This is a genomic window from Mesobacillus sp. ABV4_180 (genome assembly GCF_056158485.1).
On the sequence record NZ_JBSWTJ010000001.1, the window covers coordinates 1,635,034 to 1,658,728 of the forward strand.

General features: G+C 42.1%; 26 protein-coding genes, 1 tRNA gene, 1 pseudogene and 1 riboswitch. Of the genes and pseudogenes, 21 read left to right on the top strand and 7 right to left on the bottom strand.

Going from position 1 to position 23,695, the window contains the following annotated elements; all coding sequences use genetic code 11:
• Window positions 1-99: 99 nt before the first annotated feature.
• Entirely contained in the window at window positions 100-1,191 is a 1,092-nt protein-coding gene (locus ACXAEA_RS08140; protein ID WP_475095397.1) for a class I SAM-dependent methyltransferase, read from the top strand.
• A 59-nt stretch (window positions 1,192-1,250) separates the two neighbouring features.
• Here ACXAEA_RS08140 and ACXAEA_RS08145 read toward each other — a convergent pair whose 3' ends face one another.
• Window positions 1,251-1,499: a DUF2626 domain-containing protein gene (locus ACXAEA_RS08145; RefSeq protein WP_475095398.1), complete on the bottom strand. Its 249-nt coding sequence runs from the start codon at window positions 1,497-1,499 to the stop codon at window positions 1,251-1,253.
• Between the two features lie 79 nt (window positions 1,500-1,578).
• Window positions 1,579-2,280 carry a helix-turn-helix transcriptional regulator gene (locus tag ACXAEA_RS08150; protein WP_475095399.1) on the bottom strand — a complete coding sequence of 234 codons (702 nt, stop codon included), beginning with the start codon at window positions 2,278-2,280 and terminating at the stop codon, window positions 1,579-1,581.
• Between the two features lie 194 nt (window positions 2,281-2,474).
• On the opposite strand from ACXAEA_RS08150, the gene ACXAEA_RS08155 reads away from it, so the two are divergent.
• Window positions 2,475-2,828, top strand: a complete 354-nt coding sequence (locus ACXAEA_RS08155; RefSeq protein ID WP_475095400.1) for a Spx/MgsR family RNA polymerase-binding regulatory protein — start codon at window positions 2,475-2,477, stop codon at window positions 2,826-2,828.
• 87 nt (window positions 2,829-2,915) lie between these two features.
• Here ACXAEA_RS08155 and ACXAEA_RS08160 read toward each other — a convergent pair.
• Window positions 2,916-2,987: transfer RNA gene (locus ACXAEA_RS08160), tRNA-Gln, on the bottom strand.
• A 137-nt stretch (window positions 2,988-3,124) separates the two neighbouring features.
• On the opposite strand from ACXAEA_RS08160, the gene comGA reads away from it, so the two are divergent.
• Genes comGA through ACXAEA_RS08205 form a run of 9 tightly spaced genes read left to right on the top strand, consistent with a single transcriptional unit; the run spans window position 3,125 to window position 7,843 of the window.
• Complete coding sequence (comGA, locus tag ACXAEA_RS08165) at window positions 3,125-4,195, top strand: competence type IV pilus ATPase ComGA (protein ID WP_475098079.1); 1,071 nt, start codon at window positions 3,125-3,127, stop codon at window positions 4,193-4,195.
• On the top strand, window positions 4,182-5,213 hold the full coding sequence (comGB, locus tag ACXAEA_RS08170; protein WP_475095401.1) for a competence type IV pilus assembly protein ComGB: 1,032 nt from the start codon (window positions 4,182-4,184) through the stop codon (window positions 5,211-5,213). The genes comGA and comGB overlap by 14 nt, the downstream gene beginning before the upstream one ends.
• Before the next feature lie 18 nt (window positions 5,214-5,231).
• Window positions 5,232-5,543 (top strand): competence type IV pilus major pilin ComGC, encoded by a 312-nt coding sequence (comGC, locus tag ACXAEA_RS08175; protein WP_475098080.1) that lies wholly within the window; start codon window positions 5,232-5,234, stop codon window positions 5,541-5,543.
• Window position 5,544: 1 nt separating this feature from the next.
• Window positions 5,545-5,988: a competence type IV pilus minor pilin ComGD gene (gene comGD / locus ACXAEA_RS08180; RefSeq protein WP_475095402.1), complete on the top strand. Its 444-nt coding sequence runs from the start codon at window positions 5,545-5,547 to the stop codon at window positions 5,986-5,988.
• Window positions 5,972-6,307, top strand: a complete 336-nt coding sequence (locus ACXAEA_RS08185) for a hypothetical protein (RefSeq protein ID WP_475095403.1) — start codon at window positions 5,972-5,974, stop codon at window positions 6,305-6,307. Before comGD ends, ACXAEA_RS08185 begins: the two co-directional genes overlap by 17 nt.
• Entirely contained in the window at window positions 6,258-6,734 is a 477-nt protein-coding gene (gene comGF, locus ACXAEA_RS08190; RefSeq protein ID WP_475095404.1) for a competence type IV pilus minor pilin ComGF, read from the top strand. The genes ACXAEA_RS08185 and comGF overlap by 50 nt, the downstream gene beginning before the upstream one ends.
• Before the next feature lie 59 nt (window positions 6,735-6,793).
• Window positions 6,794-7,105 (top strand): competence type IV pilus minor pilin ComGG, encoded by a 312-nt coding sequence (gene comGG / locus ACXAEA_RS08195; protein WP_475095405.1) that lies wholly within the window; start codon window positions 6,794-6,796, stop codon window positions 7,103-7,105.
• 16 nt (window positions 7,106-7,121) lie between these two features.
• Complete coding sequence (locus tag ACXAEA_RS08200) at window positions 7,122-7,619, top strand: shikimate kinase (RefSeq protein WP_475095406.1); 498 nt, start codon at window positions 7,122-7,124, stop codon at window positions 7,617-7,619.
• Between the two features lie 44 nt (window positions 7,620-7,663).
• The gene (locus tag ACXAEA_RS08205) at window positions 7,664-7,843 is read left to right on the top strand and encodes a YqzE family protein (protein ID WP_475095407.1); all 180 of its coding nucleotides are present in this window, start codon (window positions 7,664-7,666) and stop codon (window positions 7,841-7,843) included.
• Window positions 7,844-7,886: 43 nt separating this feature from the next.
• Here the strand turns inward: ACXAEA_RS08205 and ACXAEA_RS08210 are convergent, their stop codons facing one another.
• Together ACXAEA_RS08210 and ACXAEA_RS08215 are read right to left on the bottom strand one after the other, a co-directional pair.
• Window positions 7,887-8,675, bottom strand: a complete 789-nt coding sequence (locus ACXAEA_RS08210; protein WP_475095408.1) for a YqhG family protein — start codon at window positions 8,673-8,675, stop codon at window positions 7,887-7,889.
• A complete protein-coding gene (locus ACXAEA_RS08215; protein WP_475095409.1) occupies window positions 8,653-10,341 on the bottom strand; it encodes a DEAD/DEAH box helicase in 1,689 nt (562 codons plus the stop codon). Before ACXAEA_RS08215 ends, ACXAEA_RS08210 begins: the two co-directional genes overlap by 23 nt.
• Before the next feature lie 173 nt (window positions 10,342-10,514).
• Window positions 10,515-10,603: riboswitch (glycine riboswitch) on the top strand.
• Window positions 10,604-10,820: 217 nt separating this feature from the next.
• Between ACXAEA_RS08215 and gcvT the strand changes: the two genes are divergently transcribed.
• The 4 genes from gcvT (at window position 10,821) to ACXAEA_RS08235 (ending at window position 15,462) form a co-directional block, all read left to right on the top strand.
• Complete coding sequence (gene gcvT, locus ACXAEA_RS08220; RefSeq protein ID WP_475095410.1) at window positions 10,821-11,927, top strand: glycine cleavage system aminomethyltransferase GcvT; 1,107 nt, start codon at window positions 10,821-10,823, stop codon at window positions 11,925-11,927.
• A gap of 22 nt (window positions 11,928-11,949) precedes the next feature.
• Window positions 11,950-13,296 (top strand): aminomethyl-transferring glycine dehydrogenase subunit GcvPA, encoded by a 1,347-nt coding sequence (gene gcvPA / locus ACXAEA_RS08225; protein ID WP_475095411.1) that lies wholly within the window; start codon window positions 11,950-11,952, stop codon window positions 13,294-13,296.
• On the top strand, window positions 13,289-14,752 hold the full coding sequence (gene gcvPB / locus ACXAEA_RS08230) for an aminomethyl-transferring glycine dehydrogenase subunit GcvPB (RefSeq protein WP_475095412.1): 1,464 nt from the start codon (window positions 13,289-13,291) through the stop codon (window positions 14,750-14,752). The genes gcvPA and gcvPB overlap by 8 nt, the downstream gene beginning before the upstream one ends.
• Window positions 14,753-14,916: 164 nt before the next feature.
• Window positions 14,917-15,462: a hypothetical protein gene (locus ACXAEA_RS08235; protein WP_475095413.1), complete on the top strand. Its 546-nt coding sequence runs from the start codon at window positions 14,917-14,919 to the stop codon at window positions 15,460-15,462.
• Between the two features lie 45 nt (window positions 15,463-15,507).
• On the opposite strand, the gene ACXAEA_RS08240 is transcribed toward ACXAEA_RS08235, so the two are convergent.
• Complete coding sequence (locus ACXAEA_RS08240) at window positions 15,508-15,828, bottom strand: rhodanese-like domain-containing protein (protein ID WP_475098081.1); 321 nt, start codon at window positions 15,826-15,828, stop codon at window positions 15,508-15,510.
• 233 nt (window positions 15,829-16,061) lie between these two features.
• Here ACXAEA_RS08240 and ACXAEA_RS08245 point away from each other — a divergent pair, with 233 nt between their 5' ends.
• The 6 genes and pseudogenes from ACXAEA_RS08245 (at window position 16,062) to ACXAEA_RS08270 (ending at window position 23,040) form a co-directional block, all read left to right on the top strand.
• Complete coding sequence (locus ACXAEA_RS08245; RefSeq protein WP_475095414.1) at window positions 16,062-16,898, top strand: lipoate--protein ligase family protein; 837 nt, start codon at window positions 16,062-16,064, stop codon at window positions 16,896-16,898.
• Between the two features lie 353 nt (window positions 16,899-17,251).
• Window positions 17,252-18,070, top strand: a pseudogene (locus ACXAEA_RS08250) (ribonucleotide reductase N-terminal alpha domain-containing protein); the annotation flags it as partial.
• 73 nt (window positions 18,071-18,143) lie between these two features.
• Window positions 18,144-18,926, top strand: coding sequence for an HNH endonuclease (locus ACXAEA_RS08255; RefSeq protein WP_475095415.1), 783 nt, complete (start codon window positions 18,144-18,146; stop codon window positions 18,924-18,926).
• Window positions 18,927-19,177: 251 nt separating this feature from the next.
• Window positions 19,178-20,941 (top strand): vitamin B12-dependent ribonucleotide reductase, encoded by a 1,764-nt coding sequence (locus ACXAEA_RS08260; RefSeq protein WP_475098082.1) that lies wholly within the window; start codon window positions 19,178-19,180, stop codon window positions 20,939-20,941.
• A gap of 97 nt (window positions 20,942-21,038) precedes the next feature.
• A complete protein-coding gene (gene splB / locus ACXAEA_RS08265; protein WP_475095416.1) occupies window positions 21,039-22,064 on the top strand; it encodes a spore photoproduct lyase in 1,026 nt (341 codons plus the stop codon).
• Between the two features lie 91 nt (window positions 22,065-22,155).
• Window positions 22,156-23,040 (top strand): patatin-like phospholipase family protein, encoded by an 885-nt coding sequence (locus tag ACXAEA_RS08270; protein ID WP_475095417.1) that lies wholly within the window; start codon window positions 22,156-22,158, stop codon window positions 23,038-23,040.
• A 24-nt stretch (window positions 23,041-23,064) separates the two neighbouring features.
• Here the strand turns inward: ACXAEA_RS08270 and ACXAEA_RS08275 are convergent, their stop codons facing one another.
• On the bottom strand, window positions 23,065-23,433 hold the full coding sequence (locus ACXAEA_RS08275) for an SA1362 family protein (RefSeq protein ID WP_475095419.1): 369 nt from the start codon (window positions 23,431-23,433) through the stop codon (window positions 23,065-23,067).
• Between the last annotated feature and the right edge of the window lie 262 nt (window positions 23,434-23,695).

Consider the following 23,695-nt stretch of genomic DNA (forward strand, 5'->3'; position numbering starts at 1 on the left):
TATTCATATCATGGGAGGGGATATAGTTAAGCTACTATTTAAACAATATAATAAAGAAAACACTATGTCAATAGTGAAAACTGTTATCAAGGAGTAATTATGAAAGAGATAATCAGCCAGTATATTGAGGCTTCACCAGAGAAAATGATTTCATATGCTGAATTTATGAAGTTGGCCCTCTACCATCCCGAAGAAGGATATTACATAAAGGAACGCCAGAAGATTGGGAAAGAGGGAGATTTCTATACATCGAGCAATGTCTCAGACGTATATGGCAAATTGATCGGGAAATGGTTTGCAAGAAACTTTGAAGATCTGGGCCTTTTGCCTTCCATTTGTGAGATAGGTGCCGGGAATGGCCGTTTTGCCAGTGCTTTCATAAAGGGCTGGAATGAATTGAAGAATGATTTGCTTACATACTATATCGTTGAAGCAAGTCCATATCATAGAGGTATCCAGGCAAAGGAGCTAAGCGGTCTCGCTAATGTCCAGTTGGAGTATGCAAGTTCGTTTGCTGATTCAGGCATGAAACAAGGACTAGTTTTTTCGAATGAATTATTTGATGCATTTCCGGTACATGTAGTTGAAAAAAACGAGGGTGTAGTTAAAGAAGTTTTTATAGGCTATGAGATGGATCAATTTTATGAGATTATGCACCCGTTAAAAAATGAACATATTAGTTCATTTTTAGAACATCAGAAACTTGAACTTGCCGAGGGGCAACGAATTGAAATCCCTCTGGAGATGGATCCTTTCATCAAGTCCATTTCTGAGAACTTGTCCCGGGGCATTATTGTGACTGTTGATTATGGATATACAAAGGAGGACTGGATGCAGCCATCACGAAAAAAAGGAAGCTTAAGAGGCTATTATCAGCATAAATTGCATCATAACGTACTGGAGCATCCAGGTGAAATGGATATTACCAGCCATGTGCATTTCGATGCGCTTATTTTTCAAGGAGAAAAGTATGGCTTGCAATTGCTCCAAAAAAAGAGACAGGATGAATTTCTGATGTCCATTGGGATATTGGAAGAGCTGGCAGAACACCATGATCCAAATCCTTTTTCTGAAGCGAGCAAACGGAATCGGGCAATCCGGAGCCTGATCATGCCAGGAAGCATAAGCCAGTCCTTTGATGTAATCATTCAGGGGAAAGGGTTGGAAGGATCAGCGAAAAAATTATTATAAAATATTTGAAAACATAAAAAAAAGCGATGGAATCCATCGCTTTTTTCCTTGGCCAGATATTAATGTCCAGCTCCGCCACCTAATGGCATCATGAAAGTTGACCAATAAGTAAATCCTGCAAAGAAAATCGTTAAGTATGCTCCGAAGACGTAAATATACATGCGCTCGGAAAGTTTCAAATAACTTAAAAGCAAGAAAAATCCAGTTTGACCAAAGAAAATCAAGGACGTCGTATACATGTGACCTAAGAAAAACATCACAGCAAAGATTCCCGTCCAGAATCCTAAAACTCTGTACATACGATCCAAAGATATCCCTCCTTTACCCTACAAGTCCATCACTATCATATTATAAAGTAAAGTGGAGTGAAAAGTAAACAAGGATTGATTATTGTGCAATAATAGCCTGATATGCACATGAGTCGCAGCCGTTAAACATATTTTCCTTCTCAATTAACTCCATATCATCGAATAGTGATTCGAACATCCCCCTCAGGAATTCGTAATGCATATTACAAACCGTTTCAGTATGCTCCATCGCAACCTCTTTGAAGGGACAGTTGTAAATTTGAAAGTAAATTTTTGTCCGTTCACTGTTGGGCTCAAACTCTGGATAAAAGCCAGCCAAAGTCGCTGCATTTTTTATCGCGTTTAACTTTTGATCAAAAGTCATTTCCTCTGCAATGTGTGGATGGCGTGAAACTTCCTGGTCAATCAGCTCAGCGCCAAAACGTTTGCCTGTCATATACAAAGCTTTCTTTCCTGTTTCTCCAAGAGACATCATCGTTGACATCGCGATCTTCGACAGAAGCTGATAATCGCGGAATGGGAAATGCAGCTGAATTACATCATCCGATAAACGGTACAATCTGCTTGGACGGCCTCCCTTGCCGGTCTTTTTTGTTTCGGAGATCAGCATGTTCACATCTTCGAGCTTGGATAAGTGCAGCCTTGCCACGTTTGGATGGATATCGAAATTGTCGGCGATTTCCTGGACAGTTACATCTTTATGCCTTTTTGTAATGTATTGATAAATATAATAACGAGTTGGGTCAGACAATACACTTGTAATTTTTAATGTTTGTTCCACCTTATTTCACCTCAGGCCACGAATTTGCCTTCATTATAATACAGAAGAAAATAAGGTTTACACTGTTTACACTATATGTTTAGAAAATGTTCACAACTAAATGGCGAATTGATGACAATACACTGTACAAAAGTTATACAAAAGTTATACAATGGTTTCTGAGGAGATATTTATTTGCCAGGAGGTATACAAAAATGAAAGAATTGATGTTTTATTCCTATCCAAGCTGTACTTCATGCCGGAAGACAAAAAAATGGCTTGTTACAAACAGCGTGAAATTCAATGAACGTCATTTGTTCAAAGATACTCCAACAAAAACGGAACTGATGCAAATTTTATCATTGACGACTGACGGTCTTGATGAGCTGCTCGCGACAAGAGGAGAAACATATAAAAAGCTGGGCATGGATGTAGATGACCTCACGCTGTCGGAAGTCATAAATCTCATGATCAATGAACCGAAATTGCTCAGGAGGCCAATTTTGACAGATGGACAAAAACTTATAGTTGGTTTTAACCCGGATGCCCTAAAAGGCATTGCTAAATAAAAGAAAGAAGGAAGCAGCTTCGCTTCCTTCTTTCTTTGGTAATTGTCCAGTTCCAGCGCGCGGGCCAGGGCGCTTGCGCTTTTCTTACTGGGCTAGCTGGATTCGAACCAACGCATGACGGAGTCAAAGTCCGTTGCCTTACCGCTTGGCTATAGCCCAAAATATAACTTGATGTCAACGATAGTTAGTATAAATAGATTTGTCATTTTTTATACACATTTGATTAAAAAATCTCGCAGGATATGAGATGTAGTTAGCGAAATATTTTTTATAACAAAAAAGGGTGGTGTATTTCTATTGTAAAGTCAATTGAACAGCTGGCAGAGAATGTACTTAAAGATGCATTGAGAAGCGGGTCATCTGATATCCATATCATTCCCCGTGAAAAAGACACACTGATTAAGTTCAGGCTTGGCAACCAACTGCTTCCTCGTTATACGCTTGAACAAGAAGATTGTGACAGGCTGATATCCCATTTCAAATTTATGGCTTCAATGGATATAGGTGAAAAGAGACGGCCGCAAAGCGGTGCATTCACCTACCTGTATAATGGCATGAAAATTGGCTTGAGGATTTCCACGCTTCCTGCCTATCAGAGCGAGAGCATGGTCATTCGGCTCCTTCCCGAACAAAACCAGATTCCTTCCTATCAGATTTCACTTTTTCCTTCCACTTCCAAAAAACTGATATCCCTTTTAAAACATGCGCACGGATTAATCATTTTTACGGGACCGACAGGCAGCGGTAAAACGACTACCCTTTATTCGATGCTGTCAGAATCAGCGGAAATGATCAGTCGAAACGTCATTACTCTTGAGGATCCAATTGAGAAACCGAGTGACGCTGTACTCCAGGTCCAGGTAAATGAAAGGGCAGGAATCTCCTATGCTGCCGGTTTGAAGGCTATTCTAAGACATGACCCGGACATTATCATGGTGGGGGAAATAAGGGATAAGGAAACGGCTGAAACGGCGGTCAGAGCTGCCTTAACGGGACATTTGGTGCTGACTACAATGCATACAAGGGATGCAAGAGGAGCGATTTACAGGCTGATTGAATTTGGAGTCAATTGGCTGGAAATCGAACAGACACTGATTGCAGTGACAGCTCAAAGGCTGGTCGAATTGACTTGCCCTTACTGTGACGGGGGGTGCTCTCCGTTCTGTTATTCATCTGGAAGCGGCAAGCGGGGGAATGTTTTTGAAATCCTCACTGGAAAGGATCTTTCAGCAGTTCTTAAGGAATCGAGAGGAGAGCATCAATCCTATCACTACAAGACTTTGAAAGATGCCATCAAGAAAGGGATTGCACTTGGCTATATTAAGGAATCCGAATATCAGAGGTGGATTCTCAATGATGGACAGTAAATGGCCAGTCGCTGAACAGGCACGATTCATGAAAAGAGCTGGGGAATTATTGTCACAAGGATACCCACTGGCCGAAGCCATTGAGTCAGTCAGCTTTTATCTCGAAAAAAAGAGAAAGGAAGATATCAGAAGGAGCCTTAATCAGTTGCGTGAGGGTTTTCCCTTATACTTGATTCTTGCAGACCTTAAATTTAATAAGGATTTGGTCAGCTATGTATATTTTGCCGAGCAGCATGGTGGCCTGGCGCGTGCAGTTTCGGAAGGCAGCGAGATGGTCCTGAAACGGGAGGCTGATTACCTGCGGCTCAGGAAGCTGATGTCATATCCAATTTTCCTTATGATGCTTACATTTATATTATTTTTCTTCGTCAACAGAATCCTGCTCCCGAAATTCACTTCGCTTTTTGATGACATGAACCTACAGCCTAATCTTTTCATGAAAATCATCAGTTCAGCCGGAAATTTCCTTCCAATCCTTTTTTATATTCTGCTGAGCATTGCTTCTATGCTTATTCTCTACTATGTATTCAGATTCAGGCATCTCACACCGATTCAGCAAAAAAATATGCTTGTGAAAATCCCTGTTGCAGGAAAACTGATTAAGCTGCTTTACTCACATTTTTTTTCAATTCAGTTGAGCTATTTATTCTCAGGAGGATTATCGGTACTTGATGCTTTGAAGGTATTTGAACATAATCGCCATCAGCCATTTTATATGGAGATAGGTAAAGAAATGATTTTGAAGCTTGTTGCAGGACTGGACTTAGACAGGGCAGTTGCTTCATATCCTTTTTTGGATGACGAATTGCCAGGGATTATCAAGCATGGGCAAAAGAACGCAAAGCTGGATCAGGAATTGTATTTTTACAGCAGACATTGCCTGAAGCAGCTGGAAGAAAGAACCGATAAGGCAATGAAGACGATTCAGCCGCTCCTATACAGCTTTATTGGTCTTCTGATCGTGTCATTATATCTCGCCATCCTTCTGCCGATGTTCCGAATGATGAAAGGAATCTAATTAAAGGAGACTCTTATGATGAAAAATGAAAAAGGATTTACCCTGATCGAGATGATGATTGTGTTATTAGTGATTTCTGTATTATTGATCATTACCATTCCGAATATATCCACCCATAATTCGAGCATCAATTCTAAGGGCTGCCAGGCATATATGCAGATGGTGGAGGCACAGGTACAGGCATACAAAATCGATAAAAATATTTTCCCGACTTTTACTCAGCTTTATGATGGCGGCTATTTGAAGTCTGCTGAAGAAAAATGTCCTGACGGAACACCGATTGAAATTACGACTGAAGGTGAAGTCCAGAAGTCGGCTTCTGGAAGCTGAAATGAATGGTTCTGACGGTTTTACAATGGTCGAAATGCTGATTGTACTTTCAGCCTTTTTCATGCTTTCCCTCATTGCCGCTTTCCTGTATACTCCCCAAAATGAAAAATTAGAGAAAGACCTGTTTTTTTCCCAGCTCCAATCAGACCTCCTCTACAGCCAGCTATATGCAATCTCCCACCAGGAACAGATTACCGTTCATATCATGCCGGAAAATAACTATTATTATATCCGCGCATATGATTATGCATCAGGAACCTTTTTGGTCAAAAGGCATTACTCTCCCGATATCAAAGTGAAAAAAGGAACGATGGATTTGATGTTTCATTATATGCCTGATGGCAATATCAACAGTTTTGGGTCGATTTTTGTCACTGTTGGAAGCCGGACTTATAAATTCATGATCCAAATCGGAAAGGGAAGGTTCTATGTTACGGAGGTGTGAAGGGTACTTCCTTGCAGAAATGCTGCTTTCGCTTGCGGCCTTTATCATGGCCGTCACCATTATGCTGCCGATCGCAATACATGTCATCAGCCAGACGATTGAGCTGAGAAGGGCGGCTGAAGCGGACCATATTTTGTTTGATGAACTAATGTATATAAAGATTATGGGGACAGATTCAGGAAGGGCAACTATTTCTCAAAACGGGACAAGTTATCGATTGGACGTGTATCAGGGTGACGGAATGTCATCATGGGAGGTTTGTATTTATTATGAGGGGATGCAACAGCAAACTTACAAAAAATGCAGTTTATCTGAATAATCAGGGCTTCACGATGCTTGAAATGCTACTGGCCATAACAGTGTTTGTGCTGATTGTCTCTATGTTTCCATTAGGAATGAAAACGGTTTTAAATAACAGTGTGGGAGAAGCGGGAATCTGGAGGATGGAGTGGGAAGTGTTCAGCAGCCAGGTGAAAAAAGAGATTCGATCTGCAGACCAAATCACAGTCCAGCCCGATAAACTTCTGTTAAAAGTGGACGGCAATGTAATCATATATGAAAGGTATGCTGCGAGTATACGCAGGCGGGTGAATTATGTTGGACATGAGATTTTGGTCCAAAACCTTTCAAGCTTTAGTTTTATAAAAATCGCAGACGGAGTCGAGGTAATAGCAACAGGGCAGAATGGGATGCATCTTTCCGCGAGAGCACACTACTATTTTTATAAAGGAGGGGTAACGCCATAGATGAACAAGGTTTTATTTATCCACTATCTTTTATGTTTTTATTGTTGATGTCTTCCTTTTTGCTGATCTTGACAGGACAGTATATTACTGAGAAAAAGTTCGTCAGAGAAACAGAAAAAATCAGGCTGGAAGAATACTATATGTTATGTTCAGTCAAACAAGCAGAGACAATGCTGAGGAAAGATGAGTTGCCAGGAACAGGAATAATAAGCTTTAAGAAAGGTGAAGTCTCATTTCAAAGAGAGAGTTTATCGCCAAATCTTGAAGTGGTCACGTTCTTGATAAAGCTGGACAGTGGAGAGGAAATTACCGGAAGTGCACAATATGACAAGGAAAAGGAAACAATGATAAAATGGATAGAAAAGAATTGACAGGTGATCAAGGAAGATGGAAACTATCTATTTAATCGGATTCATGGGTGCAGGGAAAACGACCATTTCCCGGCAGCTTGCCCAGAAATTATCACTCACTGTGTACGACACTGACAAAGAAATCGTAAAAGCGAGTGGTAAGTCCATCAATGAGATCTTCGCAGCAGATGGGGAGGCCAGGTTCCGGCAAATGGAATCTGATGTTTTGCGTGCAATGCCTGCAGAGGATGCAGTTGTCGCAACAGGTGGAGGAATCGTTGTTTCGGAAGAAAATAGGGACTATTTTATGGATAAAACCAATACGGTATTTTTATATACAGACTTCAGTGAAGTTATGAAAAGGCTCGAAGGGGACGAAACGAGGCCGCTGCTGCATAAAGACAAACTTGCTGCAGCAGAATCGTTATACAAAAGCAGGCTCCCGTTGTACCGTATGATAGCCAATATGGAGATTGATACTTCACCTAAGTCCATTTCCATGATCGTTGATGAAATTATAGAGCGTATGAAATAATCAGGCGTGGTTATACTTGATAACGTATGAAGGAAGGTGTAACCATGAAGACAAATGATTATGTCAAATACCTTACGCAGACCGTTGTAAAATACATTGACCAGCCAAAAGAAGAACGAAGGAAATTGAAACAGGCTAAAAAAGAAGCAGAGGCGACCTTTTTATTCAGGTGGTTCGGAATCCTGCCGTTTCTGTTAATGTCGAGTGTGAAAAAGAAAAAATAAAAAAATGGACCAGGCGGCATTACCGGCCTGGTCCGTTTTGTTTCTATAACGCTCTTTCAGTCAAATAAAACAAACCTCCATTCACGATTGATACATTGATTTTAGGCTCATATTGTTCCTTTAATGCGGATTTTTCAGTTTCAAAGCTTTCTGCTTTTTCTTCATCATCTTCATAGAAATGGTGTAGCAGGTCAAGGTCCTTCTTCCAGCGCTTTCTTGCTTCATCTGCCCATGAATGATCCTCCTGTTCAATCCTCGTCGTTAAAATGGACTGAATCCTGTTCACGCCGCTTTTTGGCTTGATCAGGGGTGACAGTGTATAGGCATAGTCTGGAATCTTCGAATTCATTGGCAGTTGTAAAATCTTGTCGTGGAAATCTTCCACCATCCTTCCGTTGATCAGCTGCAAGCCGATCGAATGGAACACATCTCGTTTTCTGTCACATTGGTAAGAAATCTTCATGTTCAGGCCAATCCAGGGAATCAATGGAGTTTGCATTCGAAATTGATTATTTTCATATAGCCTGATAAAGCCTGCAAGATTTTTTGTCGATTGGAAAATCTGATGAAGGCGGGGTGAACCGAAGTGGATGACTTCACCCTTAATGTGATCAGGTGCTTTTTGTTTATTAGTGATGAAGGTCAGCTTCATTGGATTAGGAATTCCGCCTGTTTTCTCGAGATAATGCCAATAAAACGGGCGGTTCATCAGTTCCTTGTCCAAATCAACCGTTAGCTGTACAGACATGTATCCCTGGTTGTTCTCTAACATTTCGCAGTTATTGGCTGTGAAAAAACTTTCCAGAAAGTTATGGATTTCCTGTTGCTGCACGCTGTTTTCCCTCCTTCATTTCTTCAGCGAACTGGATCATTGATGTCAGATTCTCCATCTTGATCTTCATTTCACCCTCTGAAGAGGATTTTCCGAATATATCAATTAAATGATCTTCAATATTGCCGAATTCCAATTTTGTTAAAATATCATCCAGCTCACCAATGACTTTTTCGAACAGGTTGATTTTCTCGTAAAGAAGCTTCAGTACATGCTCTTCGACTGTATCTTTCGTCGCGAAACTATAAATTTTCACGTCCTTTTCCTGCCCCAGGCGGTGGATCCTGCCGATTCTTTGTTCAAGCCTCATAGGGTTCCACGGAAGGTCAAAATTGATGATATGGCTGCAAAATTGCAGATTGATTCCTTCACCGCCAGCTTCAGTGGCAATGAGCACCTGAACGTTCTTTTGGAATAATTCTCTCATCCAATCCTTTTTTCCGCGCTTGAAGCCGCCGCGGAAAGGTACAGAAGTAATCCCATTCTGCTTCAGGAACCATTGAAGATAAAGCTGGGTTGCCCGGTATTCGGTGAATATGATGACCTTGTCATTGATCTGTTTAATTAATTCCAATGCTTTTTCTGCTTTGGAATTCTTCGTAACGGCCTCGACTCTTTTGATGAGTTGGGCAATTGTATTCTGAAATCCAGCAGATGGATTTTCCTGCCTTTGCAGCATGTTTTTGAGCGTATAAAATACAGCTTCCCTGCTGCTGCAAGCCTCACGCTGGAGGGTCATTAAAGAGAACTGGCTGGATGCGAGGCCGCCCTCTGAGCTTCTTAAAGCCTGTATCGAATCGTATAATGCACGTTCTTCTGGTGAAAATTCGATTGCAATCGTTTCTACATGCCTCTTCGTCCATTCGATTCCAGTATCCGCACGCCTGTTGCGGATCATCACTTTATTAACCAGCTCCCGGAGGTGTTCATCATCATTAACTGATCTTGAGTCTTTTTTATATTTGTCAAAAAAAGCAGATTCACTTCCTAAATGGCCCGGTTTCAATAAAGAAACAAGATTGAAAATTTCTTCAATCCGATTTTGGATCGGTGTTGCTGTAAGGAGCAGGCAAAATCTTTTTTTCAGGTTTTGGACAAATTCATAGTTTTTTGTTTTGTTATTTTTCAGCTTGTGAGCTTCGTCAATAATGATAAGGTCATAATTTAAATTATTGATGATGTCCCGGTGCGGAGCCCGCTTGGCTGTGTCTATTGAAGAAACGACGACATCGCACTGCTCCCATACATAACTTTTCTTTTGTGCAATCGCCGGGATATGGAATTTAGTGTTCAGCTCCATTGCCCATTGGGAAACCAGCGAAGCCGGAACTAAAATGAGGACCTTTTTAACTAGCCCCCTGATCATATATTCTTTCAAAATCAAACCTGCCTCGATTGTCTTGCCCAATCCTACCTCATCAGCAAGAATCGCTTTCCCGTTCATGTTTTCGACAACTTGCCTTGCGACTTCTAGCTGGTGTGGCAGCGGAGTCAACTCAGGCAGATGGACTGGTGCCTGAAGTCCTTCAAATTCTGGAATGATCGTATGCTTTTCAATTTCGACTGCAAGCTTGTAAAGCTCCCAATTCCCCCAGGGTCCATCCTTCTCGATTCGCTCTGCCATTTCGTCCTGCCAGGCAGAATCAAAGTTAATTTGCACGGTCATTAAGCTCACCTCTTTTAATGTATAAATATATTGCCGAAACCGGCTGTCTAATGGTAGGATGAAGATAGCTTTGAATGTTTTGAAATTTGTCACTTTATAGTTTTAAAATGTCTGATTGCAGCCATGTGTAATACCGTTTAGCATGCCCAATCTGGAAAAATATATAAACGCGGATGACAACAAGGGGAGAGACTACTTTAGTAGCGCCGAAGGAGCAAGCAATCATTGTGAATCTCTCAGGCAAAAGAACTCTTGTTTGACGCATCTCTGGAGAGCGCTTCCTTAAAAAGGGAGCCACCAAAGGGGAAAGCCTTCAAAGGTAAACTTTCAGGTGAAAGGACAGAGACCTTCTCAGATTCAGAGGGGGTGCTCTGTCCTTTTTTGATGCTTACGAGGGATTACCCAGTAATGATTTTTCTTTGATTAGGGGTTGCACAGCTGTATCGGATCATTAGGCACAGGACGAAGGGGGATACATAATGACTGAGTTAAAAAGAACACCGCTTTTCGAAGTGTACAGGGAATATGGTGGAAAAACGATTGATTTTGGAGGCTGGGAGCTTCCTGTCCAGTTTTCCAGCATCAAAGAAGAACACGAAGCAGTAAGGACAAAGGCAGGCCTATTCGATGTTTCCCATATGGGTGAAATCGAAGTGAAAGGTCCCGATAGTCTGGCCTATTTGCAAAAAATGATGACAAATGATATATCAAAACTTAAGAACGGCGGTGCCCAATACACAGCAATGTGTTATGAAAATGGCGGCACAGTCGATGATTTACTAGTTTATAAGCTTGAAGAGGAACATTACCTTCTTGTTGTCAATGCATCCAATATTGAGAAAGACTTTGATTGGCTGCATGACCATCTTGAAGGAGACGTGAAAATCGAGAATCTGTCTGAAGGAATGGCCCAGCTTGCCCTGCAAGGCCCCATTGCTGAAGAATTGCTTCAAAAGCTTGTGAAAGACCATGACCTAAGTTCAATCGGATTTTTCAAGTTCAGTGAGGAAGTTGACCTGAATGGCAAGAAAGCACTTATCTCAAGAACAGGGTATACCGGTGAAGACGGTTTCGAAATTTACTGCAATGCAGAAGATGCCGCAAGCCTCTGGAAAGAAATCCTTGAAGCCGGCAAACAAGATGGTGTCATCCCATGCGGTCTTGGTTCAAGGGATACACTGCGCTTTGAGGCGAATCTGGCATTGTACGGACAGGAGCTGTCACCTGAAATCAGCCCGCTTGAAGCTGGAATTGGCTTTGCAGTTAAGCTGAATAAAGAGGCGGATTTTATCGGAAAAGAAGCACTTAAGCAGCAAAAAGAAAATGGGCTGCCTAGAAAGCTTGTTGGCATTGAAATGATTGACCGCGGCATCCCGCGCCATGGCTATCCTGTTTACAAAGGAGATGTCAGGATTGGAGAGGTGACAACTGGAACGCAATCCCCGACACTTAAGAAAAACATCGGGCTTGCACTCATTGATGCCAAGGAAACTGAGTTGGGTAATGAAGTGGAAGTTGAAATCCGCGGTAAACGTCTAAAAGCTGCTGTTTCAGCTACACCTTTTTATAAAAGAGATAAAAAGTAAAAGCCGGAGAGGGGAAAATGTTATGAAGCATCGCTATTTACCGCTGACGGAAAGTGATAAAAACGCTATGTTGGAAAGCATCGGCGTATCATCAATCGATGAATTGTTCAGCGATATTCCTGAAAAAGTCCGTTTTGCCGGAGAATACAACATCAAACCAGCTAAGCCAGAAACGGCCCTAATGAAAGAGCTGGCACAAATGGCTGCAAAAAATGCTGATTTAAAAATGAATTCTTCATTCATAGGTGCAGGTGTATACGACCATTACATTCCAGTTATTGTCGACCATGTACTTTCCCGGTCTGAATTTTATACTGCATACACACCATACCAGCCGGAAATTTCCCAGGGGGAGCTTCAGGCAATCTTCGAATTCCAGACAATGATATCCGAATTGACTGGCATGGAAGTAGCAAACTCATCCATGTATGACGGCGGTACAGCCTTGGCTGAGGCTGCGATGCTGAGTGCAGGACATACAAAGCGCAAGAAAATCCTGATTTCAGGTGCTGTCCATCCTGAATACAAGGATGTTGTCAAAATGTATGCCAAAGGGCAATACATTGATGTAGTCGAAGTACCTCATAAGGATGGCGTGACTGATCTTGAGGCACTTAAGGATATGGCGGGTGAGGAAGTCGCTGCAGTGATTGTACAATATCCAAACTTCTTCGGCGGTATTGAATCAATGAAAGAAATCGAGGAAATCGTACATGAACACAAATCATTGTTCGTGGTATCCAGCAATCCTCTTGCACTTGGAGCATTGACACCTCCAGGCAAATTCGGTGCTGATATTGTTGCTGGCGATGCACAGCCATTTGGTATTCCGACAGCATTCGGCGGACCTCACTGTGGATATTTCGCCGTTACCGGGAAGCTGATGAGAAAGGTTCCGGGAAGGCTTGTTGGCCAGACGAAGGATGACCAGGGACGCCGCGGATTTGTTTTGACGCTCCAGGCGAGGGAACAGCATATCCGCCGTGACAAAGCGACATCCAATATCTGTTCAAATCAGGCGTTGAATGCACTTGCTGCTTCAGTTGCGATGACAGCTCTTGGCAAAAAAGGTGTTCGTGAGATGGCTGTTGCCAACCTCCAGAAAGCACATTATGCGAAGAAGACTTTTAAGGAGAATGGCTTTGAAATTGCATTCGAAGGCCCATCCTTCAATGAATTCGTCGTCAAGCTGAATAAACCTGTCAAAGAAGTGAATCAAAAGCTGCTTAAAAAGAGCATTATTGGCGGTTATGACTTGGGCCGCGATTATCCGGAACTAGAGAATCACATGCTTGTTGCGGTTACAGAATTAAGGACAAAAGAAGAAATCGATACGTTTGTAAAAGAAATGGGGGATATCAATGCATAAGGAAGATCAGCCACTCATTTTTGAATTAAGCACACCAGGCCGGGTCGGCTACAGCCTTCCGGAAATGGACGTGCCTGAAGCAGATTTGTCAGAGCTTCTGCCTGAAGGGTTCCTGCGTGAAGAAGAACCGGAACTTCCTGAGGCTTCCGAGCTTGATATCATGCGCCATTATACGGCACTTTCAAAACGCAACCACGGCGTGGATTCCGGATTTTATCCACTTGGATCATGTACGATGAAATACAATCCGAAAATGAATGAAAATGTTGCCCGTTTCAACGGATTCGCACATTTACATCCATTGCAGGATGAAAGTTCAGTTCAAGGTGCTCTTGAATTAATGTATGACCTTCAGGAACACTTGATTGAAATCACCGGCATGGACGAGGTGACTCTGCAGCCGGCAGCCGGGGCACACGGTGAATGGACTGGATTGATGATGATCCGCGCTTACCATGAAGCAAACGGTGATGACAAGCGTACGAAAGTAATCGTTCCTGACTCCGCACATGGTACGAACCCTGCCTCAGCAACAGTTGCGGGTTTTGAAACCATCACGGTAAAATCAGATGAAAATGGTCTTGTTGATTTGGAAGACCTCAAGAAGGTTGTCGGAGAAGATACAGCAGCATTGATGCTGACTAACCCGAATACATTGGGACTATTCGAAGAAAACATTCTTGAAATGGCTGAGATCGTCCACAGTGCAGGCGGCAAGCTTTATTATGATGGAGCAAACCTGAATGCTGTAATGTCCAAGGCTCGTCCTGGTGACATGGGCTTCGATGTCGTCCACTTGAACCTTCACAAGACATTTACTGGACCACACGGCGGAGGCGGACCGGGTTCAGGACCAGTAGGAGTAAAAGCGGATTTAATTCCATTCCTGCCAAAGCCGATCGTTACAAAGCAGGACGGAGTATTTAAATTAGATTATGACCGTCCGCAGTCAATAGGAAGAGTTAAGCCTTACTATGGCAACTTCGGTATCAATGTCCGTGCATACACTTATATCCGTTCAATGGGCCCAGACGGCTTGAAGGCTGTTACAGAGTATGCTGTACTGAATGCAAACTATATGATGAGAAGGCTTGCCGAGTATTATGACCTGCCATTCAACAGGCACTGCAAGCATGAATTCGTCCTTAGCGGAAAGCGCCAGAAAAAGCTTGGCGTCCGTACTCTGGATATTGCAAAACGCCTGCTTGACTTCGGCTATCATCCGCCAACCATCTACTTCCCATTGAATGTAGAAGAAGCGATCATGATCGAGCCAACAGAAACAGAATCAAAAGAAACGCTTGATGCTTTCATCGACGCGATGATCCAGATCGCCAAAGAAGCAGAAGAGAATCCTGAAATCGTCCAGGAAGCGCCACACTCTACAGTTGTAGGCCGTCTGGATGAAACGACTGCTGCTAGGAAGCCAGTCTTGCGTTACCAGAAAGCAGAATAAATTGATAAAAGTCCTGCCGATTTAGGCAGGACTTTGTTTTTTGTTTTGCTTTTTTAATGGTCATTAAAAAAATAATCTGAGTAAATATAGAATGAAAAGGTTGAAAGGATACCAGGCAGGTCTTGTAGAATTCTAGAAGAAGTTAGGGTGTAAGGGGGAGCTGTATGGATTTTTCACTTGTTTTGCTTATATTCATTTGTTTTTTTCTTTTGATTGTACCTTTTCGTTATGTTATGAGGATATTTTCGAATAAAGAAAAATCCACTGGATACAAACTGGCTCACTTAGCAGGGCTTGCTGTTGTGTGCCTTTTATTGGTTGCGGGCATTGAAGGCATGACGATCAATCCAAGAACCATTTCAGGAAATGGAAATTTGGCAATCGTCTTGATCGTTCCCTTTCTTATGGTATTAACACTCTATCTCACTGCTTTATTCTTATTTTTCAAGGAAGTAATGAACAGAAAATGGAAGTTAACACTTTCGATTATATTGCCAATTATCATCATTTTTTCACTTGCTCTTATCTGGCAGGATGGTTCAGAACTTATTTCACTGCTTGGAGGTGGACCGGATAATCCCAACTCAAGGATTTATCGTTTCCCATGGTTAAATCAGTACACGAATACAATTTTTTTTAATGTGTATTTAATGGTCTTCCTGTCGGGTTTGACGATGTGGGGAAGCGCCGTTTTTAAGAAGAAAAGCTAAACCCCTCAGCTTTTCAGCTAAGGGGTAATTTTATGGATATATAGCTTATTTAGCTTTGATCTTGCCGCCCCATTTTTTGAAGCCGCCTTCAAGATGGTACAAGTCTTTATACCCTTTTTTATAAAGCATCTGTGCTGCACGGCCGCTGCGGGAACCGCTCTGGCAATAAAGGTAGACTGGCTTGTCCGGTCTGATTTCCTTCTGGCGTGCTTTCAATTGGGTAAGAGGGATATTTCTTGCGCCAAGTATGTGTCCTCCGGCATATTCGTTCGGTTCACGGACATCAATTAGCTGGGCTTTGCGGTAACCGCTTTTAAATTCTTCCTCTGTCAAAGTCTTGAGAATTTTCTTCTGGCGAAAATACATAAAGACAGAGTAAAGAATAACCGCAACAGTTAGGACGATTAAAAAGATAAGTGTATCCAAAACATATTTCTCCTTTCAAGCTTAGCTGAGCCAATTCTAATTATATAAGCCTTCGGTCCTGAGAGCAAAGGAATTTCGTAAAATTCTTTCGAAACAACCTGCTTTGCTTTTGAAAAATATTTTGTTAGACTTAAAAAATCTTCTCTGTAAACTATTTAAAATGGGGTAATGGTATGAAAAAAGAGGTATGGAGATTTATTGATTCCGGTGACAATTCGCCGTCTTTTAATATGGCGCTTGATGAAGCATTGCTTGATTGGCATGGGGCAGGAAAAATTCCTCCTGTGATCCGTTTTTATGGATGGAACCCGCCTTCTCTCTCTGTTGGATATTTTCAAAACATCGAAAGAGAAATTGATATGGAAGCCGTTATGCAGCATGGACTCGGCTTTGTGCGCAGGCCAACTGGAGGCAGGGGAGTCCTGCATGAACATGAACTTACATACAGTGTGATTGTTTCGGAAAATCATCCAGAAATGCCGAAGACAGTCACAGAAGCTTATCGGGTAATCTCAGAAGGAATTCTGCAAGGATTCCTGAGACTGGGGCTGGAAGCTTATTTTGCTGTGCCGAAAACTTCTGCAGAAAAGGATGCACTCAAAAACCCGCGTTCTGCAGTTTGTTTTGACGCGCCGAGCTGGTATGAACTTGTCGTAGAGGGACGCAAGGTTGCCGGAAGTGCACAGACACGCCAAAAAGGAGTCATTCTCCAGCACGGTTCCATCCTGTTGGATCTTGAGGAAGACAAGCTTTTCAGCTTGTTCAAGTACCCAAATGAACGGGTCAAGGAAAGAATGCAGAAGGCTTTTAAGACAAAAGCAGTGGCCATTAACGAAATCAGCAGCCGGAAAATCGATCTTGAGGAAGCAAAAATTGCTTTCAAGGCGGGATTTGAAGATGGATTAGGGATCATTTTAGAACCTTACACATTAAGTGATGAAGAATATGATTATGTAAATTCATTGGCAAAAAATAAGTACGAATCGGATGAATGGAACTTCAAAAGATAAAAAATAAAAAAGCGGATTTCCGCTTTTTTTGTTTTTATCCAGTATTTTCTAAGGGTCTTTAGACTTAGGAAAAGTGCAACCCTCGAAAATTGTTGTTTTTTATCATTTACTGGAGGAATTCTGTCTTTCTCTCTTTTTCTCTCCCTTTTTTAATAGTTTTCATGTTTGACAAAATTATGTTCATTTGAACTTAACACCATATGTAGTGTTGTCGAAAATAAAAAATACACTATATATTGATTTTTTATGTTTCGATGTGATAACGTAAGGGTAATTCAAGAAAGCAACTAGAATTACATAATTCTAGCACTACCTTACAGTTATGATTGAATACCATTGAAGGAGTTGTAGAAATGTCTGTTATTACTGGACAAAAAATGAGCCTGAATATTGAGAGCCTGAACCGGGATATTAAGCTGTTCCCGCAGGTTCACCCTATCACAGCTGATATGAACCTTACACACAAGGGCGTTTCCCGATTGGTCATGCTGGATCGCTATACTTTTAAAGACACTGAAAAAATTACACTATCAAATGGGGATTTTGTTGTCCTTACCATCAAGGAAGACCCGAAGTTCCCTGCACGTGGTCTTGGATTTATACTAGATATTGATTGGGAGACCAAGACTGCCAAAGTTCTTGTCGATGAGGAGTTCCGAGGGGTGCTTGATGACCCGGAAGAATCAGCAACCGGTGTAATCAAACGTTCACTGGATGTCATCGAAAAGCCGCTGGAAGTATTCTACGAACAAATCGCTAAACGCAATGCGACAGGGCTCGCAGCCGTTGAAAAAACGGAGGAAAAACGTCAGGAATGGTTCGAAAAGTTTTATCAAGAGCTTGTGTCGATGAACTTCATTCCTGCAGGACGTGTCCTCTATGGAGCTGGTGCGGAAACAGACGTAACCTATTTCAACTGCTATGTCATGCCGTTTGTAAAGGACTCACGCGAAGGAATCTCCGAGCACCGAAAGCAAGTAATGGAAATCATGAGCCGCGGCGGCGGAGTCGGAACGAACGGGTCGACACTAAGACCCCGCAACACCTTAGCCAAAGGCGTAAACGGAAAATCATCCGGATCGGTCTCATGGCTTGATGACATCGCCAAACTTACACATTTAGTCGAGCAGGGCGGGTCAAGACGTGGGGCACAGATGATTATGCTAGCGGATTAATTAAAAGACATTCTAAGTTAAAACTGGTAAGATTAATGCAAGAACAAACGTTCGCTCGAGGTGACATTGCATGGATCTAACTAGGGAATTTCTTTATCAAAAATATATTCATGACAAAATGAGCTTAAAAGAGATAGCTGAAGAAACAGGGCTGCCAATTACATTTATCAAATCAAAACTCAGACGGTTCGGTATAAGGAAAAAGCCACTTAAACTTGGCAATGAAATTTATGACAATCGTGATTGGCTTTATGACGAATACGTTCTTAAAAGAAAGGGATATACGGTAATAGCTAACGAACTAGGGGTTAGTTACTCAGCTATTCTAGATCGAATACTTCTCTTTGGGTGGGAGTTAAGGGGACACACTGATATTGATAAAGGTGCACCCAGAAGAGGGAAAAAACATACTTCATTGTCCATTGAGAAAATAAAGTCGACTAGAATAAAGAATCGTGTATACTTTGAATGCTTTCAATGTGGAAAATCAACTGAGAGGGTGCGCTCAGGATATTCTCGTTCAGGAATTAGGTTTTGTACTTATGCTTGTTATAAGGAATTCTTGAAAGAAAATAGAGTGGAAACAATTGATGTAACCGATTCAGCACCCTATAAGGAATGGCGTAAAAAAGTGTACACTCGTGATAATTTTAGGTGTAAAATGCCAGGCTGTAACTCGAACTCTAGAGATATTGCTGCGCACCATATTTATCCCAAAAAACTTTTCCCTGATAAGCAATTTCTTTTAAATAATGGAATCACGCTCTGTAGAATCTGTCATGAAAAAACTTATGGTAAAGAGAGTAACTTTATAGATGCACTAGTCCGCGTCGTTCAGACAATGAACGACTAGAAAATCGGGTGAATTGCAGGGAACTCCTTAGAGGCAGGCAAGCCACAACGTGACTGGAAACGGTGAGCGTGAGGGCCTAAAAATTGCTTGCATTGGACAATCTGCAGCCAAGCGTCATTGGGCAAAGGTAATGGCGAAGGTTCAACGACTAGAGAGTGAGTCCCAACAATAAACTCTCACAAGCGCCCGGCCCCTAACAGATCATGCTGAGGGTGATGATATAGTCTAGTCCGGCTGAATATCAGCGAAATATTCCGAAAGGAACGGTATTTACGTGGCATCCTGACATTGTAGAATTCATCATTTCAAAAATGCAAAACCCAAGAATCCTTCGCTTCCTGATTGAAAACACCCAGGATGAGACGATCAAGAAGCAAGCAAAGGAGAAATTGAAATTCACTCCACTTACATTGCAGGAGGAAGCAATGTACCAGGGGATCATAAACTATAAACACATTCCGGGATACGGCGGATTCAGTGCGGATATCGTGAAGGCTGCAGAAGAAAAGCTTGCGACCGGTGGAACATACACAGTCCATAATTCGGAATTCCTAACAGGTGCAAATATATCTGTTACTTTAACAAAGGATTTCATGGATGCAGTAGAAAATGATACAGAATACGAACTGCGCTTTCCTGATGTTGAAAGCTATGATGCTGAAACAATGAAGATTTATAATGAAGAGTGGCATAAAGTAGGCGATGTCCGCGAGTGGGAAAAGCTAGGATATAAAGTCCGCACCTACAGAAAAATCAAAGCGAAAGAATTATGGAATCTGATCAATATTTGTGCGACATACTCAGCAGAGCCTGGCATCTTCTTTATCGATAATGCCAACGACATGACAAATGCACAGGCATATGGACAAAAGGTTGTGGCCACTAACCCATGTGGAGAGCAGCCTCTCGCACCAAATTCTGTCTGCAACCTCGCTGCTGTAAATCTTGCTGAAATGGCGGACAAGGAAACAAAGACAGTTAACTTCGAAAAATTGAAACGCACTGTTGAAGTGGGTGTACGCATGCAGGACAATGTCATTGATGCGACTCCTTACTTCCTTGAAGATAATAAAAGGCAAGCTCTTGGAGAACGCCGTGTTGGACTTGGAGTAATGGGGCTTCACGACCTTCTGATCTACTGTGAAACTGAATACGGTTCTGAAGAAGGAAACTTGCTTGTTGATAAGGTTTTCGAAACAATCGCGACTTCTGCATATCGAGCATCTGTTGAACTTGCGACGGAAAAAGGAAGCTTCCCATTCCTTCAAGCTGATACAGAAGAAGAAACAAACAGACTTCGCAAAGCATTCACGAATACTGGTTTCATGAAGAAAATGCCTGAAGACATTCGTGAGTCGATTATTGAAAATGGTATCCGTAACTCTCACCTGCTTACTGTTGCTCCCACGGGATCAACTGGAACAATGGTTGGTGTTTCAACTGGTTTAGAACCTTACTTCAGCTTCTCATACTTCAGAAGCGGTCGTCTTGGCAAGTTCATCGAAGTGAAGGCGGATATCGTCCAGGAATATCTTGACCGTAACCCTGGTGCAGACCCTGAAAATCTGCCGAATTGGTTTGTGTCAGCGATGGAGCTTGCTCCGGAAGCACACGCCGATGTGCAATGTGTCATCCAGCGCTGGATTGACAGCTCAATCAGTAAAACCGTAAACGCGCCGAAGGGCTATAGCGTTGAGCAGGTGGAAAAGGTTTATGAGCGACTGTATAAAGGCGGAGCGAAGGGCGGAACCGTGTATGTTGACGGATCCCGCGATTCACAGGTATTGACGCTTAAAGCGGAAGAGAACACGATGGAAGTAGAAATCGATAAGAAAGAAAAGCAGAAGCAGCATGTTGTCCTTGTCGACACAATCCATGAATTGCGTTCCACAAACGTAACGATTGGATCTGAAGTTGGCAACACATGCCCGGTCTGCCGAAAAGGCGAGGTAAAAGAAATCGGCGGCTGTAATACATGTACGAACTGTAACGCACAGCTAAAGTGCGGATTATAAGAATAGTGAAAGAGGATGGGAAAAATTTCTCCATCCTCTTTTTGCATTTCTGCTCATAATAACCGTAAGGAATTATGGAATGAAATGAGGGGAAAAAATGAAAGCATTTGTACCACAGCTTGTTTATATCGAGCCTCAGGCATTGGAATACCCGCTTGGTCGTGAACTGAAGGAGAAGTTTGAAAAGATGGGCCTGGAAATCAGGGAGACAACCTCTCATAACCAGGTTCGGGGAATCCCAGGTGAAAACGAGTTGCAGCAATACCGTAACGCGAAATCAACACTCGTCGTCGGGGTCAGGAGGACTTTGAAGTTTGATACCTCAAAGCCATCCGCGGAGTATGCAATCCCACTTGCCACAGGATGCATGGGGCATTGCCATTACTGCTATCTGCAGACAACGCTTGGCAGCAAGCCGTACATCCGTACATATGTGAATCTCGATGAAATCTTTGAACAGGCCCAGGAATATATGGACGAAAGGAAGCCTGAAATCACAAGATTCGAAGCAGCGTGTACGTCGGACATCGTAGGGATTGACCATCTGACCCATGCGTTGAAGAAAACGATTGAGTTCATTGGCGAGACGGAGTATGGACAATTGCGTTTTGTGACGAAATACCATCATGTCGACCATTTGCTTGATGCGAAACATAACGGAAAAACAAGATTCCGATTCAGTGTCAATGCCCGCTATGTCATCAAACACTTTGAACCAGGTACTTCATCCTTCGATGAAAGGCTGGAAGCTGCAAGAAAAGTAGCTGGTGCAGGGTACCCGCTTGGCTTTATCGTTGCTCCAATCTATATCCATGAAGGCTGGAGAGAAGGATACCACGAATTATTCGAGAGGCTCAGCCACTCACTGGATGGTGTTGATCTTACAGGGTTAAGTTTTGAACTCATCCAGCACCGCTTCACTAAGCCAGCAAAAAATGTGATTCAAAAGCGGTATCCAAAATCGAAGCTTGAAATGGATGAAGAGAAGCGTAAATACAAATGGGGCCGCTATGGGATAGGGAAGTACGTATACCAGACAGATGAAGCGAAAGACCTTGAAGAAACAATACGAGGGTATATTCATTCTTTCTTTCCAGAAGCAGAAATTCAATATTTTACGTAGACATTAAAATTTTCAACTTGTACGCCGTACTATTTTACAAATTGGGCGCTTAAAGATGTAATGATGGATTACATCGACGGGAGTGGCTCATATGTATATAGACGGCGTTTTTTCCGGCGGAGGAATCAAAGGATTTGCATTGATTGGTGCTGTTGCTGCTGTTGAGGAACGGGGGTTCCGTTTTAAAAGGGTTGCCGGCACAAGTGCAGGTTCCCTTATAGCAGGATTGCTTGCTGCTGGCTATTCTAGCGCGGAAATGGCCAGCCTGGTGGATGAACTTGACTTAAGAAAGTTTCTTGATTCAAGAAAAACGTTTTTTCCATCAGCACTTACCAAATGGTTGTTTGTTTACTGGCGGCTTGGGCTGTATAAAGGGGATGAATTGGAGTGCTGGATTGCTGAAAAACTTGCAGCGAGAGGTTTGCGAACATTTGGAGATCTCGCTCCTGACGCTTTAAGAATCATTGCATCGGATTTAACGAATGGTCAGCTGCTTATTTTGCCAGATGACCTTCCGAAATATGGTATAGATCCACGAACCTTTCCCGTGGCAAGAGCAATCAGGATGAGCTGCAGTCTTCCGTTCTTTTTTGAGCCTGTAAAGCTGCGTGACAGGGTTGGAACCAATATCGTAGTCGATGGGGGAGTTTTAAGTAATTTTCCGATGTGGTTATTTGATAAAGATAATGTGAAGAAAGTGAGACCGGTGCTTGGCGTAAAGCTGAGCCAGCATCTGATCCAGCAGCCAACGAACAAAATCAAGAATGCGCTGCAGATGTTTGAAGCACTGTTCGAGACTATGAAAGATGCGCATGACTCTAGATACATTTCAAGAAAACATGAAAAGAACATTATCTTCATTCCAACTGAGGGCAATTTGACAACAGAATTCCAGCTGACAGACGAAGGGAAACAAGAATTGATTGAACTCGGGAAAAATAATGCTGATAAATTCTTCAAATCATGGTGTTATTGAGGTAGTTAACACAAAAAATCGAGCTTAAAATGAAGCTCGATTTTTTTTCTTGCTTTTTTTGCCGTCAATCACAGTTAAGTGTGACGCATCTTTCGTTTTCCGAGCAGATGCGATGGATCTTATTTTTGACCGTTTAGAGGAAGTATTTGCTTCTTTTGCCTGAAAGCGTTTTTTAGACCGCTTTGCTGCCTTTTGGAATGCTCTTTGCTGATGATTGGCAGGCCCAGATCCAGAAAAACGTCTTACGAGGTAATAAATAACGGCACCTATTACCGCGATAAAAGCAAAATACTTTAAGACTTCTGCAGGATCATGCCACAAACGTGATCCTAGTCCGATAATGGAAAGGACAATAAGTCCTGAAACAATTAGTACAGAAGTTCGATTCTTCAAAGAAAGCCACCTCCCTACAAGCATCATGAGCATTTTTTCGGTCTTTTAAACTTGCCAACGTTTACTTTATACAAATTCTTCGATTTTATTCACTTCTCCTGCTTCTTTTCCTTTTTCAGGACCGATTTAAACGAAAGAAAACCTAATATATCCATACTCATCTGTTTATTTTTATATAAGCTGCAAAAATTAGCTTCAGCTAAATAGCCTGCGGCTGATGTTATTTTTATTTTACTAAAAAATAGAAAAAACCTCTATATGA

Bases quoted from the DNA above. Each gene is read 5' to 3' on its own strand.
- gcvPB (WP_475095412.1), top strand. From the start codon at position 13,289: ATGCATAAGGAAGATCAGCCACTCATTTTTGAATTAAGCACACCAGGC.
- comGD (WP_475095402.1), top strand. From the start codon at position 5,545: ATGAATGGTTCTGACGGTTTTACAATGGTCGAAATGCTGATTGTACTT.
- comGC (WP_475098080.1), top strand. From the start codon at position 5,232: ATGAAAAATGAAAAAGGATTTACCCTGATCGAGATGATGATTGTGTTA.
- ACXAEA_RS08140 (WP_475095397.1), top strand. From the start codon at position 100: ATGAAAGAGATAATCAGCCAGTATATTGAGGCTTCACCAGAGAAAATG.
- ACXAEA_RS08215 (WP_475095409.1), bottom strand. From the start codon at position 10,341: ATGACCGTGCAAATTAACTTTGATTCTGCCTGGCAGGACGAAATGGCA.
- ACXAEA_RS08270 (WP_475095417.1), top strand. From the start codon at position 22,156: ATGTATATAGACGGCGTTTTTTCCGGCGGAGGAATCAAAGGATTTGCA.
- ACXAEA_RS08155 (WP_475095400.1), top strand. From the start codon at position 2,475: ATGAAAGAATTGATGTTTTATTCCTATCCAAGCTGTACTTCATGCCGG.
- ACXAEA_RS08235 (WP_475095413.1), top strand. From the start codon at position 14,917: ATGGATTTTTCACTTGTTTTGCTTATATTCATTTGTTTTTTTCTTTTG.
- ACXAEA_RS08200 (WP_475095406.1), top strand. From the start codon at position 7,122: ATGGAAACTATCTATTTAATCGGATTCATGGGTGCAGGGAAAACGACC.
- gcvPA (WP_475095411.1), top strand. From the start codon at position 11,950: ATGAAGCATCGCTATTTACCGCTGACGGAAAGTGATAAAAACGCTATG.
- ACXAEA_RS08240 (WP_475098081.1), bottom strand. From the start codon at position 15,828: ATGTATTTTCGCCAGAAGAAAATTCTCAAGACTTTGACAGAGGAAGAA.
- splB (WP_475095416.1), top strand. From the start codon at position 21,039: ATGAAAGCATTTGTACCACAGCTTGTTTATATCGAGCCTCAGGCATTG.
- gcvT (WP_475095410.1), top strand. From the start codon at position 10,821: ATGACTGAGTTAAAAAGAACACCGCTTTTCGAAGTGTACAGGGAATAT.
- ACXAEA_RS08255 (WP_475095415.1), top strand. From the start codon at position 18,144: ATGGATCTAACTAGGGAATTTCTTTATCAAAAATATATTCATGACAAA.
- comGF (WP_475095404.1), top strand. From the start codon at position 6,258: ATGAGGGGATGCAACAGCAAACTTACAAAAAATGCAGTTTATCTGAAT.
- comGB (WP_475095401.1), top strand. From the start codon at position 4,182: ATGATGGACAGTAAATGGCCAGTCGCTGAACAGGCACGATTCATGAAA.
- ACXAEA_RS08205 (WP_475095407.1), top strand. From the start codon at position 7,664: ATGAAGACAAATGATTATGTCAAATACCTTACGCAGACCGTTGTAAAA.
- ACXAEA_RS08245 (WP_475095414.1), top strand. From the start codon at position 16,062: ATGAAAAAAGAGGTATGGAGATTTATTGATTCCGGTGACAATTCGCCG.
- ACXAEA_RS08185 (WP_475095403.1), top strand. From the start codon at position 5,972: ATGTTACGGAGGTGTGAAGGGTACTTCCTTGCAGAAATGCTGCTTTCG.